The following is a 14428-nucleotide window of genomic DNA, read 5'->3' as shown; positions in this document are numbered from 1 at the left end:
GGGTCGTGGGGCAACAGCTGTCCTTCTACTCGGCCGAGGCGCGGCGACCGGGCGTCGACGACCTGGCCGGCCTGCTCTGCGGGCCGGGCCGGGTGCTCGGCTTCGCCAGGGGGCGGGCCGCCCGCCTCACCGCCGTCCTCGCCGAGCCCTGGCGCGGGCCCGCGCTCGTCGCGGCCCTCGCCGAGCGCGGCGTGCAGGCCGAGTCCGGCGCGCCCGAACCGATCGCGGAACCCGAGCCGGGAGCCGAACCGCCGGTGCAGGTCAGGACCCCTTTCCGGACCGACCTCGCCCCGCTCGCCGCGCACTGGCTGCGCGCGGGCGCCAAGGTCGTCCCGAGCGGGTTCACCCCGCACGGCGGGGTGCTGCGGCTGTGGGCGCTCACCTCGGGCCGCTGGGTCGAACCGGGCTACCTGCTCGGCCTCGACCCGGACGCGCCGGACACCCACGAACCGCTCCGCGCGGCGCTCGCCTCGGCCGGGCTGCCCGCCGCGCTGCTCACCCCGAAGTCGGGCGGACCGGCTTTGCGGGTGACCGGCCGAAGGCGGTTGGAACGGCTCTCCGAGCTGGTCGGACGTGCTCCGACCGGGGTCGGGGACCGCACCTGGCCCGCCGCGTAGCGGCTCGTCCTGGGGGAAGTTCAGGCACAGTTGTGTCACCCTGTCCCGACCAGGGCAGCCCTGCGGCGGTCGCCGGGCAGTGCACACTGGCGGGTCGGGAACACAGTGGTCGAAGAGAGCAGGACGGCGTGGCTGGATCGACGCGAACGAGGAAGAGCACCGGGGGAAGTGCGGACGGCAACCGGCGGTTGGTGATCGTCGAGTCGCCCACCAAGGCGCGCAAGATCGCGTCCTACCTCGGCAACGGCTTCGTCGTGGAGTCGTCGAAGGGGCACATCCGCGACCTGCCGCGCGGCGCGGCCGACGTGCCCGCCAAGTACAAGGGGCAGCCCTGGGCGCGGCTCGGCGTGGACGTCGACCACGACTTCGAGCCGCTCTACATCGTCACCCCGGACAAGAAGTCGACCGTCGCCGAGCTGAAGGAGCTGCTCAAGGGCGTCGACGAGCTCTACCTCGCGACGGACGGCGACCGCGAGGGCGAGGCCATCGCCTGGCACCTGCTGGAGACCCTCAAGCCCTCGGTCCCGGTGCGCCGCATGGTGTTCCACGAGATCACCGAGCCCGCGATCCTCGCCGCCGCCGCCAGCCCGCGCGACCTGGACCTGAGCCTGGTCGACGCGCAGGAGACCCGCCGCATCCTCGACCGCCTCTACGGCTACGAGGTCAGCCCCGTGCTGTGGAAGAAGGTCATGCCGAAGCTGTCGGCGGGCCGCGTCCAGTCGGTGGCGACCCGCATCGTGGTCGAGCGCGAGCGCGAGCGGATGAAGTTCGTGACCGCCTCGTTCTGGGACGTCTCCGCGACGATCGACGCGGGCGCCGAGGCCACCCCGCGCCAGTTCCCGGCCAGGCTCGTCTCCGTCGACGGCACCAGGCTCGCCACCGGCCGCGACTTCGGCTCGGACGGCCGCCTCAAGGACGGCGTCGAGGTCAAGGTGCTGGACGAGGCGCACGCCCGCGCCATCGCCGACGGCCTGACCGGCGCGGCCATGCGGGTGGCCTCCGTCGAGGAGAAGCCCTACACGCGCAAGCCGTACCCGCCGTTCATGACCTCCACGATCCAGCAGGAGGCGGGCCGCAAGCTGCGCTTCTCCGCCGACCGCACGATGCGGGCCGCGCAGAAGCTGTACGAGAACGGCTACATCACCTACATGCGAACCGACAGCACCGCGCTGTCGGAGACCGCCATCACCGCGGCCCGCGCCCAGGCCACCGACCTGTACGGCGCGCAGTACGTGGCCAAGGAGCCCAGGCAGTACACCCGCAAGGTCAAGAACGCCCAGGAGGCGCACGAGGCCATCCGCCCGGCGGGCGAGGTCTTCCGCACCCCCGGCCAGGTGGCCCGCGAGCTGGACTCCGACGAGTACAAGCTCTACGAGCTGATCTGGCAGCGCACCATCGCCTCCCAGATGGCCGACGCGCGCGGCAACACCACGAGCGTGCGCGTCGCGGGCCGCACCGGCGGCGGCGAGGAGGTCCTGTTCGCCTCCTCCGGCCGCACGATCACGTTCGCGGGCTTCCTCAAGGCGTACGTGGAGACGGTCGACTCGGAGGCGGGCGGCAACGCCGACGACGCCGAGTCCCGGCTGCCGCAGCTGGTCGCCGAGCAGCCGGTGCACGCCGCCGAGCTGTCCGCCGACGGCCACTCGACCTCGCCGCCGCCGCGCTTCACCGAGCCCAGCCTGATCAAGACCATGGAGGACCTGGGCATCGGCCGCCCGTCCACCTACGCGTCGATCATCAGCACCATCCAGGACCGCGGCTACGTGTGGAAGAAGGGCTCCGCGCTGGTGCCCTCCTGGGTGGCGTTCGCGGTGGTCGGGCTGCTGGAGCAGCACTTCGGCAGGCTGGTCGACTACGACTTCACCGCCGCGCTGGAGGACGAGCTCGACGGCATCGCCGAGGGCCGCCAGGAGCGCACCACCTGGCTGTCCGGCTTCTACTTCGGCGGCGACGTCGGCCCCGAGACCTCGATCGGCCGCTCCGGCGGGCTCAAGAAGCTGGTCGGCTCCAGCGTCGAGGAGATCGACGCCCGCGAGATCAACTCGATCCCGCTGTTCAGCGACGAGGCCGGGCACACCGTCGTGGTCAGGGTCGGCCGGTACGGGCCCTACCTGGAGCGCGAGGTCGACGGCGCGTCGCAGCGGGCGAACCTGCCCGACGACCTGCCGCCGGACGAGCTGTCCCTGGAGATCGCGGAGAAGCTGTTCGCGACCCCGCAGGAGGGGCGCTCGCTGGGCAACGACCCGGCGACCGGGCACGAGATCGTGGCCAAGGAGGGGCGCTTCGGGCCGTACGTCACCGAGGTGCTGCCCGAGCCCGCCGACGGCAAGAAGGCCGCGAAGCCGCGCACCGGCTCGCTGTTCAAGTCGATGTCGCTGGACAGCGTGACGCTGGAGGACGCGCTGCGGCTGCTGTCCCTGCCGCGCCTGGTCGGGACCGACCCGGAGTCCGGCGCGGAGATCACCGCGCAGAACGGCCGGTACGGGCCGTACCTCAAGCGCGGCACCGACTCGCGGTCGCTGACCACCGAGGACCAGCTGTTCACGGTGACCCTGGACGAGGCGCTGAAGATCTACGCCGAGCCCAAGAAGCGCGGTCGCGCGGCGGCTGCCCCGCCGCTCAAGGAGCTCGGGAACGACCCGGTGTCCGGCAAGCCGATGGTGGTCAAGGAGGGCCGGTTCGGCCCGTACGTGACCGACGGCGAGACCAACGCCTCGCTGCGCAAGTCGGACAACGTGGAGACGCTGTCCGACGAGCGGGGCTCCGAGCTGCTGGCGGAGAAGCGGGCCAAGGGGCCGAGCACCAAGAAGAAGCCCGCGGCCAGGACGACGAAGGCCGCCGCGAAGCCCGCGGCGAAGAAGCCCGCCGCGAAGAAGACCCCGGCGAAGTCGAAGGGCTGAGGACCGTGGCCGCAGCGGCGGGTGGGGACGGCGGGCTGTTCGGACCGGACGGCACGCAGGCCCCGCCGCCGCCCGCCGCGTTCCCCGACCCGCTCGCCGGGCTGGTCACCGGCGAGCTGCCCTGGGCGCTGCCCGTGCCCGAGACGCCCGCCCAGGTCCCGGCCGCCGACGTCCGGGCCCCGGCGCCGGTCACGCCGGTCGCGCGTCCTGTCCACGCGACGCCCCAGCGGGCGGCGCGCTCCACCCGGCCGCGCGGACCGCAGACCGCGCTCCCGCAGGCGGGCCGGGCAGGCGGCGGGCGGGCCCCGCGCGCGTCGGTCCCGCAGCCGCAGCCGTCGTTCTCGCCCGCCCCGTACCCGCAGTTCCAGCACCCGCAGTTCCAGCACCAGCAGTTCCAGCCCCCGCAGGTCCCGACCCAGCGGGCCGGGCACCGGCGGGGCGGGTCCCCGGCCGCGCCGCCCCCGCGCCCCGAGGCCCAGGCGAAGGGGACCGGCAGCACGGTGGTCGCCATCCTGGTCGTCCTCGGCGTCATCGCCTCCATGCTCTTCACCACGCTCCGCGAGATCGTCGGCGCGCTCCTCGACGCCCTGCGCTGAGAGGCGAACCTCACCGCTGCGCCCGATCCGGCCCCCCGACCAGCACAGCCGGTTACCCTGGTGACCTGCGACCTAGGGGGTGAGCACCATCCAGGACAGCGACACGGCTGGTGGGCCGGGACGATCCGGGAGCAACCGGACCGAGGCGTCCACCGGGCATCGCATCCGGAGCGTGTTGGCCATCCGCCCCTTCCGCAGGCTCTGGGGCGTCACCTACCTCTGCAGCGTGGGTGACTGGCTGTCACTCCTGGCGCTGACGGGTCTGGTCACCAAGCTCGCCGAGGGCTACCGCTGGGAGGGCTTCGCGCTCAGCGCGGTCGTCATCACCCAGCTGCTGCCGGGGATGCTCTTCGCCCCGCTCGGCGGCGTCCTCGCCGACCGGTTCGACCGCCGCAAGGTCATGGTCGCCTGCGACCTGGCGCGCGGCGGCCTGTTCCTGTCCATCGCCTTCGTCGGCACCGCCTGGTGGCTGTTCATCGCGAACTTCCTCATCGGCTGCTGCGCCATGCTGTGGATACCCGCCAAGGACTCGGCGGTGCCCAACCTGCTGCGCAGGCCCGACCAGGTGGAGACCGCCAACCAGCTCGGCCTGGTGATGACCTACGGCATCACCACCATCAGCGGCTTCGGCCTCTACGCGCTGATCTCCGGCATCCCCGGCTACTTCCACCTGCAGGGCGGCGACCTCAGCTTCCGCATCGCCACCATCGCCGTGGTGGTCAACGGCCTGCTCTACGTCTCCTCCGCCGTCCTGGTCGCCACCCGCATCCCCGAGCTGTCCGGCCGCATGGCCACGCCCCGCAAGCGCGACGAGGACGCCCCCGGCTTCCTCGTGATGATGCGCGACGGCCTCGCCTACGCCTGGCGCCGTCCGCTGCTGCGCGGCCTGGTCATCGGCATGACCGGCGCGTTCGCGGCGGCGGGCGCGGTCATCGGCAGCGCCAAGCTGTACGCGCTGAGCCTGCTCGGCGGCGAGAGCGCCTACGGCCTGCTGTTCATCGCCGTCTTCGCGGGCCTGGCCACCGGCATGATCACCGCCCCCAAGCTGGCCCGCAGGCTCACCCACGGCAGGCTCTTCGGCGTCACCATCGTCTGCGCGGGCCTGAGCCTGGGCGTGGTGTCGCTGGCCCCGCACCTGTGGTTCGCCCTGGTCGCGGTCGCCCTGGTCGGCGGCTGCGCGGGCATCGCGTTCCTGACCGGCCTGACCATCATCGGCTCCAAGGTCGAGGACGAGGTGCGCGGCCGGATGGTCGCCCTGGTCCAGTCCCTGATGAAGGTCATCCTCGGTCTGTCCACGGTGGCCAGCCCGCTGCTGGTGACCACCCTGCAGCCCAGGGTCATCACCGTCCTGGACCACCCGCTCAAGATCGACGGCACCCGCCCGGTGCTGTTCGGCGCGGGCGTGCTGGCCGCCGCCGTCGGCCTGATCGCCTACCGGCTCATGGACGACCGGCGCGAGACCCCGATCCTGTCCGACCTGCTCGCCGCGCTGCGCGGCAGGCCCCGCCGGGAGCGCGGCCTGCTCATCACCGTGGAGGGCGACGCCAGCCTGGACACCTCCGTGCAGGCCCGCGAGCTGGCCGAGGTGCTGCGCTCCGCCGGGCACGAGGTGCTGCTGGCCAGCGACCCCGACCTGGACGAGCACCGGGTCCACGAGCTGCTCAACACCGCCGACCTGGCCGGGGTGCGGGCGCACGCGCTGGTGGCCGCCGCCGTGCGCGCCGACGTGGTCGAGCGGCGCATCCGGCCCGCGCTGGAGGACGGGCTGATCGTCGTCGTCGACCGGTTCGCCGACAGCCCGATAGCGCACTTCTCCGCCTCCGGCTCCGTCGACACCTCCGAGCTGGAGCGGCTGTCCGACTGGGCCACCGGCAGGCTCCGCCCCGACCTGACCGTGCTGCTCGACCGCACCCCCACCACGCTGCCCGCCTCCGCGCTCGGCGCGCCCCCCGGCGCGGTCCCCGCCGGGCTGGAGGGCGCCCGCCGCACCATCACCAACGCCGAGCACCACTGGCAGGTCCAGCGCCTGCTCACCGGCATGGCCGCCGCCGACCCCGACCGCTACCTCGTGGTCGACGCCGACGGCACCCCGGACGAGGTCGCCGCGCGGGTCAAGGACGCCGTGGCGCGCCTGGTCGGCGGCGAGATCCGCGCTGCCGCTCCGCTCGCCGAGGCCCCCTGAGTACGGTTGTCCCGTGCCAAGGGGAGTGTGGAGTGAGGTCGTCGGCCAGCCCGACGCGGTGACCGTGCTCGCCGCCGCGGCGGAGGCCGCCGCCGCGATCGTCGCCGGGGGGACGCCCGCGCCGGGCGCCATGACGCACGCCTGGCTGTTCACCGGGCCGCCCGGATCGGGCCGCACCGAGGCCGCCAGGGCGTTCGCGGGCGCGCTGCAGTGCACCGCCACCGACGACCGGCCCGGCTGCGGCGTGTGCGCCGGCTGCCACACCGCGCTCGCGGGCACCCACGCCGACGTGCGCGTGGTCGCCCCCGAGGGCCTGTCGATCTCGGTGAACGAGATGCGCTCGCTGGTGCAGGTGTCCGCGCGCAGGCCCACCTCGGGCCGCTGGCAGGTCGTGATCGTCGCCGACGCCGACCGGCTCACCGAGGGCGCGTCGAACGCGCTGCTCAAGGCGGTCGAGGAGCCGCCGGAGCGCACCGTGTTCCTGCTCTGCGCGCCCTCCGAGCACCCGTACGACGTGTCGGTGACCATCCGCTCCCGATGCCGCGTGGTGCGGCTGGGCTCCCCGAAGGTCCCGGACGTGGCCGCCGCGCTGGAGGAGGAGGGCGTCGCCCCCGACCTGGCGTCCTGGTCCGCGTCGGTGACCGGCGGCAACGTGGTCAGGGCCCGCAGGCTCGCCACCGACGAGCAGAGCAGGCTGCGCCGCGAGTCCGTGCTGGCCATCCCGCTCGCGCTGCGCAGGCCCGCCGACGTGTTCACCTGCGCCGACGACCTGGTGAAGGCCGCCGAGGGCGACGCGCTCTCCGCCAACGAGGAGCGCGACGAGCAGGAGCGCAAGGCGCTGGAGACCGCCATGGGCGCGGGCGGCACCGGCAAGGGCACCGCCTCGGCCACCAGGGGCGCCAAGGGCGCGCTCAAGGACCTGGAGAAGCGGCAGAAGTCCAGGGCAACCCGGACCCAGCGGGACTCGCTCGACCAGGCCCTGGTGGACCTGGCCGCGTTCTACCGGGACGTGCTGGTCACCTCGACCGGCTCCGAGGCCGCGCTGAACCACCCGGACCGCGCGGCGGACGCCCGGACGGCGGCGGCGGCTTGGAGCCGTGAGTCGACGCTGCGCAGACTTGAAGCAGTGCTGGCGTGTCGGGGAGCGCTGGAGCGGAACGTGAAGCCGAGGATCGCCGTGGAGGCGATGCTGACGACCCTGCAGCGGGGCTGACGCGCGCGGGCCTGCGTGAGCGGGGCGCCCGGTGCTGCCGGTCCGACGCGGCGGGCGGTCTGCGCGGGGGTGCGGCGAGCACCGCCAGCACGCCGATCAGCAGCAGCGTGATGCCGGTCCAGAGCAGTGTGGTCGTGTGCACGGCGTTCGTGCTCGCCAGCCTATTCACCACCGGGTGACACCGTCGTGAGCGGGGGTTCGGGGGGAGCGACTTCACCTACGCCTTTCCTTCGGTCCGGACGGCTTCGGCGGCGTCGTTCGGGCGGCGCCGCCTCGGCGGGTGCAACGAGGGGACCCCCCGTTCGGTGACGCTCGTGGCGTCGGTTATAGTTGTCGCGTCTCGCCGCCTTAGCTCAGTCGGCCAGAGCGGTTCACTCGTAATGAACAGGTCATCGGTTCGATTCCGATAGGCGGCTCAGCGAGAAGCGCAGGCCCGGTCCGGGTTCCCCGGACCGGGCCTGTTCGCTTGTTCGGACCGGTTCACGGCCCGGCGGGAGAGCGGAGGGCGCGTGCGCCGACCTGACGACCCGGTGATCGACGCGGCGGTCGACGCCGCGCCGAGCCGCAGGACGGCCCGCAGGCCCCGCAGCGTGAGCGTCGTCGTCACCGCGCACGACCAGGAGTCCACCGTCGGCCTGGTGGTCGAGGACGCGCTGCGCGGGCTGGAGGACCTCGGGGTGCCCGGCGAGGTCGTGGTCGTGGTCGGGCGCGCCGACCGCACCGCCCAGGTCGCCCTCACCTCGGGCGCCTCGGTGGTCGAGTCGCGGCCGGGCCGGGGCGCGGCGGTCCTAGCGGGCGTGGCCGCCAGCCGGGGCGACGTGGTGTGCCTGCTCGACGGGGACGTGCGCTACTTCGGCGACCCGCCGCTGGTGCCGCTGCTGGTCGAGCCGATCCTGGGCGGGCTCGCCGACGCGTGCGTGAGCGACCTGTACTGGCGCCCGCCGCACCCGAGGCTGTGGCTGCACGGGTTCTTCGCGCCGCTGATCGGCAGGCTCTACCCGGAGCTGCTGCCCAAGGCCGGGTCGACGCCGTGGTCGGGGCAGCGGGCCGCGCTGCGCGCCCTGTGGCCCGCCGAGCTGCCGGACGGGGCCACCGCCGACCTCGCGCTGCTGCTGCACTGGAACCGGGAGGCCGCGCTGCTGCGCCCGGTGCTGGCCGACGACTGGACCGCGCCGCGCAAGCCGGGCCTGGCGCCCGCGCGCGCGGAGCTCGACCTGGTCGTCGCGGACGCGCTGGCGCACGGGCGGATCGACGAGACCGGGGCGAAGGCGCTGCCGGACTGGTTCGACGCCGTCCAGGCGAGCGCCCAGGAGCGCTGGGGCGACGTGGTCGACCCGCTGGACTTCGCCGTCGCGGAGCGGGACGTGCTGGAAGGGGCCCTGCGCGAGCTGCGCGCCCACGGGCTGTGAGCCCGGCTTCGGGGGAGGGGCCGCAGAAAAAAAGGGGCTCCCCGCGAGCGGGGAGCCCCTCGGCTCAGGCCCTGCGCTCCCTGGAGCGCCACAGCACGAGCACGAAGTACGGCGTGCCGACCAGCGAGATCACCAGCCCGGCCGGGATCTGCGCGGGCGAGATGACCGTCCGGCCGATCGTGTCGGCCAGGCTCACCAGCACCGCGCCCAGCCCCGCCGCCACCGGCAGCACGCGCGCGTTGCGCCCGCCCACCAGCGACCTGGCCAGGTGCGGGGCCACCAGGCCCACGAACCCGACCACGCCGATCGCCGCGACCGCGCTCGCCGCCAGCACGCCCGAGCCCAGCAGCAGGAGCAGCCGGGACCGCTCCACCGGCACGCCCAGCACCCTCGGGGTGTCGTCGTCCAGCGAGTGCAGGTCCAGGTCGCGGTGCGCGAACCACAGCAGCGGCCCGATCGCGGCCAGCGCCAGCGCGGGCGGCAGCACCTGCTCCAGCGTCCGCCCGTAGGTCGAGCCGGACAGCCAGGTCAGCGCCTTCACCGTGTTCCACGGGTCGGTGGTCGCCACCAGCAGCGTGATCAGCGACATGCCCGCCGACCACAGCGCGATGCCGATGATCACCAACCGGTCCGAGTCCTGCCCGCCGCGCCACGACAGCCCGTAGACCAGCGCGAACGCCACCAGCGCGCCGAACCCGGCCGCGCCCGCGATCTGCCACGGGCCCGCGCCGGGCACCAGCGTGATCAGCCCGATCGCGCCCAGCCCCGCGCCCGCCGTGATGCCCAGCAGGCCCGGTTCGGCCAGCGGGTTCCGGCTCACCGACTGCACGCCGCACCCGGCGACGGCCAGCGCCGCGCCCGCCACGACCGCCGCGAGCACCCTGGGCAGCCGCTGGTCCAGCACGAACGTCAGCGCCGGGCCGGTCCGCCCGGACAGCCAGTTGCCCAGGTCGCCCAGCAGCACCACCCGGTCGCCCATCAGCAGCCCGACCAGCGGCGCGGCCACGACCAGCGCGGCCAGCACCACCGACACCGCCACCAGCCGCCGCCGCGACCCGACCACGCCGACCCGGCCGCTCGGCGGCTGCCTGCGCGACCCGCCGGACCGCTGCCTGCGCGCCAGCCACACCAGCACCGTCGCGCCCAGCAGCGTGGTCATCACGCCGGTGGGCACCCGGACCGCCTCGGACGCGCCCAGCAGCGCCCGCAGCAGCACGTCCGCCCCGAGCACCACCAGCACGCCCACCAGGCCGGACACCGGCAGCAGCGCCCGGTGCCTCGCCAGTCCGGGGACCCGCGCTGCCAGCAGCCGGGTGATCACCGGGGCGCTCAGCCCGACGAACCCGACCGGGCCCGCCGCCGTCACCGCCGCCGCGGTCAGCGCCACGGTCAGCAGCACCGCGCCCAGCCTGGTCCGCCGCACCTTCAGGCCCACGACGGCCGCGTTGTCGTCGCCCAGCGCCAGCACGTCCAGCGACCGGGACATCAGCACCAGCCCGACCACGCCGACCAGCACGACCGGCGCCATCTGGGTCGTGGTGCGCAGGTCGCCAACGGACAGCGACCCGCTGCCCCACGCGTACAGGCCGGTGGTCTCCTGCTCGAACAGCAGCAGCACCAGCGTCGTCGCCGAGTACAGCGTCAGGCCCACCGCCGAGCCGACCAGCACCAGCCTCGGGCTCGTCGACGCGCCGCCGGACAGCGCCAGCACCAGCGCGGTGGCCGCGAGGCCGCCGACGAACGCCGCGCCGCCCGCCGCGTAGGCGGGCAGCCCGATCCCGAACGCCGCGAACGACACCACGGCCAGGTGCGCCCCCGAGTTCACCGCGAGGGTGTCCGGGGAGGCCAGCGGGTTGCGGGCGATCGACTGCATCCCGGCGCCCGCGACGCCCAGCGCCAGGCCGACGAGCAGCGCCGTCAGCAGCCTGGGCAGGCGCGAGCCCTCCAGCACGGCCAAGGCCTGCGCGTTCCCGTCGCCGAGCACGGCGGACAGCAGGTCGAGCGCGCCGACGGACGACGTGCCCTGGGTCAGGTGGACGGCGGAGAGCAGGACGATGGCCGCCACTGCTCCCGCCACCACGGCGGCGGTGCGCAGCATCAGGACGTTGCGGCCTTCACGAACTGGTCCGCGATGCCGACGACCGACTTGGGCCCGCCGAACGTCCAGGTGCCCTTCTCCAGCTTGGTGATCTTGCCGGAGGTTGTGAACGGCAGCCGCTGCCACACCGCGTTGTCCTTGAGACCGGTGGTGAACACGTCCTCCTCGGAGGCGCTGTAGACCATGATCGTCTTCGGGTCGGTGATCGCGGTCATGCCCTCGACGTCGGTCGAGCCCAGGCCCCACTCCGCGTCGACCTCGCCGGTCCACGCGTTGACCAGGCCGACCGCCTCGGCGGTGTCGGACACCAGCGAGCCCTTGCCGAACGGGCGGATGCTGACCGTGCTGCCCTGCATCCAGCCGTCGGCCATGACGAACGGGGTGCCGGTCGCGCCCTTGGCCTCGACGGCCTTCTTGCCCTCGGCCAGCTTCGCGTCCATCTCGGCCAGCGCGGTCTTCGCCTCGGCCTCCTTGCCCACGGCCTTGGCGATCAGGTTGAAGTCCTCGCGCAGCCGGTCGAAGTTCTTCGTCGCGTCGCTGGACTTGGTCATGACGACCGGGACGGCCTTCTCCAGCTGCTCGGCGACGGCCGTGTCGCGGGCCAGCGGCATCAGCACCAGGTCGGGCTCCAGCGCCACGATCGCGTCGACGCTGGGCTCGCCGCGCTTGCCGACGTCCTTCACGTCACCGGGCAGCGCCTCGGCGGAGTTCCAGGTCGCGTAGCCCGCGGGGTCGGCGGCGCCGACCGGGGTGACCCCCAGCGTCAGCACCATCTCGGTCTCGGCCCACTCCAGGGACACGACCTTCTTCGCGGGGGCCTTCAGCTCGACGGTCTTGCCGCGCGCGTCGGTCAGCGTGATGGCGCCACCGGCGTCACCGGACGCGCTGGGCTCGCTGGAGGTGCTCTCGGTGGTGCCGCAGGCGGACAGCAGCACGGCTGCCGCGAGCAGGGCGGGGGTCAACAGGCGCATCGTTCTTCTCTTCTTCTCGGTGGGGGGAACTCAGGGTCTGCGGGGCGTGCGCCTGCCGAGCGGGCGGCAGTGCGGGGCGCCGGTCACCGGGTCGTCGACGACCTGGACCTCCACGCCGTACGCGCTGGTCAGGTGGTCCGGGGTGAGCACCTCGCGGACCGCCCCGGAGGCGACGACGCGGCCATCGCACAGCAGGACCACCTCGTCGGCGACCACACCCGCGTGGTCGAGGTCGTGCAGCACGACGCCGACCGCCACGCCGTGGTCGTCGGCCAGGTCGCGCACCACGTCCAGCACCTCGACCTGGTAGCGCAGGTCCAGGTGGTTGGTGGGCTCGTCGAGCAGCAGCACCGAGGTCTCCTGCGCCAGGCAGGACGCCAGCCAGACGCGCTGCAGCTCGCCGCCGGACAGCTCGTCGACGCCCCGGCCCGCCATGGGCGTGACGCCGGTCAGCTCCATGGCCCGGTCGACGGCGGCGGCCCCGTCCGCGTCCACCCCGCGCCAGCCCGCGCGGTGCGGGTGGCGGCCGTAGGAGACGACGTCGCGCACGGACACGCCGGACGGGGTGGGGCGGTGCTGGGTGAGCAGGGTGACGTTGCGGGCGAACTCCTTGCCGCTGAGCGCCGCACGCCCCCACACCTGCCGCTCGCCGAGCCGCACGCCGCCCTCGCGGGGCTTGTGCAGGCGCGCGAGCGAGCGCAGCACGGTGGACTTGCCCGAGCCGTTGGGGCCGACCAGCGCGGTGACCTCGCCCGCGCGCAGCTCCAGGGACACGCCCTCCACCACGGCGCGGTCGTGGTGCGCGAGGACCAGCGCCTCACCGGTGAGCAGAGCGTCGCCTTGTGACATGAGGTGAGCCTAACCTAAGAGCTTTTCACCCTAAAGGTCGTATGGCTCTGGTCCTTGTGGGCGCACCGGTGACTCGGTGTGCGCGGGGTCGGCACGCGCTGCCGCGAGGGCGGATGGTTCGGGTGACGACGAGTGATCGTTACCGGGGCCCCGCCGGTCCGGGAACCCCCGAACCCGGAACGCGGCGGAGCTCCGGCCCCCAGTGCCCCTTGCCTATCTCAAGTGAGCCTAACCTAACCAGCCGCGTTCACCCCGTTGGGCGTGATCCACTGCACTCTTCGGGCGCATTGGGGGACGAGCGCGGGCCTGAGAGCGTTCTTAGGGTGCATATTGTCCCCAGAGGAACTCACTCGACCCTGGGCACGGTGCTTGATGCTCCGATCGGGTGACCTTCATGCCGATTCCGCCGATGCTGGGCGACAGTGTCCGTGCCGCCCTGGAGGTGATGACGGATGCTCGCGATGGTCGTGGTGACGCTGCTTGCCCTGCCGCTGGTGTTCGTCGCCCAGCGGATCGGCAGGAGGCGCTGGAACCGCAGGGTCGTCGTGGCCCGCGTGGTGCCCGAGTCCGCGCTGTTCCCGCACCGGGTGCCCAGCCTCAGCCGGACCTGAGGTCCGCGCGCAGCACCGGGGCCGCGATCCGGGTGACCACGTCCCCGTACCGCGCCACGACCTCGGCGGCGGCCTCCGCGGGGGTCCCGGTGACGGCGAACGCGCCCAGCACCTCGTCCGGCACGGCCGCGTCCATCTCGGCCCACAGGCCCCGGCGGGACAGCCGGTGCAGCTCCTCGTGCAGCTCGCCCCAGCCGTGCAGGTCCAGCACCGGGCGGTAGGCGGGCGTCGAGCCGTAGAACGCGATCTGGCGGCGGGCGGCGGCGGCCGACGCGTCGTCGGTGACCACCATCGACGGCCCGCTCACGCCGAACCCCTCCAGCGTCCGCCCGGACTTCGCCAGGCCGCGCTCCAGCGCGGGCAGCGTCACCTCGCGCAGGTACCGCTCGGTGGTGAAGGCGTGGCACAGGAACCCGTCGGCCACCTCGCCCGCGACCTCGGTCATCCGCTCCCCGACGCCCGCCAGCCACACCTCGGGCGGGCCGAACGGGTTGGGGCCGGGGTCGAAGAACGGCGTCATCAGCGTGTGCGTGTAGAACTCGCCCCGGAACCGGGGGCGCTCCCCGGTGGCCCAGGACTCCCAGATCGCGCGCATCGCCAGCACGTACTCGCGCATCCGCGCGGCGGGCTTCGACCAGGGCATCCCGAACCGCTTGGTGATGTGCGGCTCCACCTGCGACCCCAGCCCCAGCCGGAACCGGCCCTGGGACAGCAGCTGCAGGTCGTTGGCCTGGACGGCGGTGCTCATCGGGTTGCGGGCGAAGGCGACCGCGATGGCGGTGCCCAGGCCGATCCCCTCGACCCGGTCGGCGACCCGGCTCAGCGCCACGAACGGGTCGTGCCGCGTCTCGGCGACCCAGAACCCGTCGATCCCGGCCTCCTCGGCGGCGCGCGCCGCGTCGACGACCGTCGCGGGGGTGTACTCGACCTCGACCTGATCCACCAGCACGGGACCGGTTCTACGCGGGTGCGGCGGCCAGGT

Annotated in this window: 11 protein-coding genes and 1 tRNA gene; 8 read left to right on the top strand and 4 right to left on the bottom strand. The window is 73.9% G+C overall.

The features are described 5' to 3' along the window. Positions 1 to 5 precede the first annotated feature (5 nt). From LV78_RS24775 to LV78_RS24745, 7 genes are all read left to right on the top strand, one after another. Entirely contained in the window at positions 6 to 617 is a 612-nt protein-coding gene (locus tag LV78_RS24775; protein WP_253848017.1) for a hypothetical protein, read from the top strand. A 128-nt stretch (positions 618 to 745) separates the two neighbouring features. Further along, complete coding sequence (topA, locus tag LV78_RS24770) at positions 746 to 3517, top strand: type I DNA topoisomerase (RefSeq protein WP_253848016.1); 2772 nt, start codon at positions 746 to 748, stop codon at positions 3515 to 3517. Positions 3518 to 3522: 5 nt separating this feature from the next. Further along, on the top strand, positions 3523 to 4113 hold the full coding sequence (locus tag LV78_RS24765) for a hypothetical protein (protein WP_253848015.1): 591 nt from the start codon (positions 3523 to 3525) through the stop codon (positions 4111 to 4113). A gap of 79 nt (positions 4114 to 4192) precedes the next feature. Further along, positions 4193 to 6295 carry a bifunctional MFS transporter/dTMP kinase gene (locus tag LV78_RS24760; protein WP_253848014.1) on the top strand — a complete coding sequence of 701 codons (2103 nt, stop codon included), beginning with the start codon at positions 4193 to 4195 and terminating at the stop codon, positions 6293 to 6295. A gap of 13 nt (positions 6296 to 6308) precedes the next feature. Then, entirely contained in the window at positions 6309 to 7508 is a 1200-nt protein-coding gene (locus LV78_RS24755) for a DNA polymerase III subunit delta' (RefSeq protein ID WP_253848013.1), read from the top strand. Between the two features lie 342 nt (positions 7509 to 7850). After that, positions 7851 to 7924 (top strand) — tRNA-Thr (locus LV78_RS24750). 93 nt (positions 7925 to 8017) lie between these two features. Continuing rightward, positions 8018 to 8917 (top strand): glycosyltransferase, encoded by a 900-nt coding sequence (locus LV78_RS24745; protein WP_253848012.1) that lies wholly within the window; start codon positions 8018 to 8020, stop codon positions 8915 to 8917. A 64-nt stretch (positions 8918 to 8981) separates the two neighbouring features. Here the strand turns inward: LV78_RS24745 and LV78_RS24740 are convergent, their stop codons facing one another. The 3 genes from LV78_RS24740 to LV78_RS24730 are packed head-to-tail and all read right to left on the bottom strand — an operon-like array spanning position 8982 to position 12835. Beyond that, entirely contained in the window at positions 8982 to 11015 is a 2034-nt protein-coding gene (locus tag LV78_RS24740; RefSeq protein ID WP_253848011.1) for an iron ABC transporter permease, read from the bottom strand. Beyond that, the gene (locus LV78_RS24735) at positions 11015 to 11986 is read right to left on the bottom strand and encodes an ABC transporter substrate-binding protein (RefSeq protein ID WP_253848010.1); all 972 of its coding nucleotides are present in this window, start codon (positions 11984 to 11986) and stop codon (positions 11015 to 11017) included. The genes LV78_RS24740 and LV78_RS24735 overlap by 1 nt, the downstream gene beginning before the upstream one ends. 30 nt (positions 11987 to 12016) lie before the next feature. Then, complete coding sequence (locus tag LV78_RS24730) at positions 12017 to 12835, bottom strand: ABC transporter ATP-binding protein (protein ID WP_253848009.1); 819 nt, start codon at positions 12833 to 12835, stop codon at positions 12017 to 12019. A gap of 452 nt (positions 12836 to 13287) precedes the next feature. Between LV78_RS24730 and LV78_RS24725 the strand changes: the two genes are divergently transcribed. Continuing rightward, on the top strand, positions 13288 to 13446 hold the full coding sequence (locus tag LV78_RS24725; protein WP_253848007.1) for a hypothetical protein: 159 nt from the start codon (positions 13288 to 13290) through the stop codon (positions 13444 to 13446). Here the strand turns inward: LV78_RS24725 and LV78_RS24720 are convergent. Beyond that, positions 13433 to 14395, bottom strand: a complete 963-nt coding sequence (locus LV78_RS24720) for a TIGR03617 family F420-dependent LLM class oxidoreductase (protein ID WP_253848006.1) — start codon at positions 14393 to 14395, stop codon at positions 13433 to 13435. The two genes, LV78_RS24725 and LV78_RS24720, sit on opposite strands and share 14 nt — an antisense overlap. Positions 14396 to 14428: the final 33 nt, after the last annotated feature.

It is taken from the genome of Actinosynnema pretiosum (assembly GCF_024171695.1).
GTDB lineage: Bacteria > Actinomycetota > Actinomycetes > Mycobacteriales > Pseudonocardiaceae > Actinosynnema > Actinosynnema pretiosum.
This window is presented reverse-complemented; position numbering and strand designations above follow the sequence as displayed.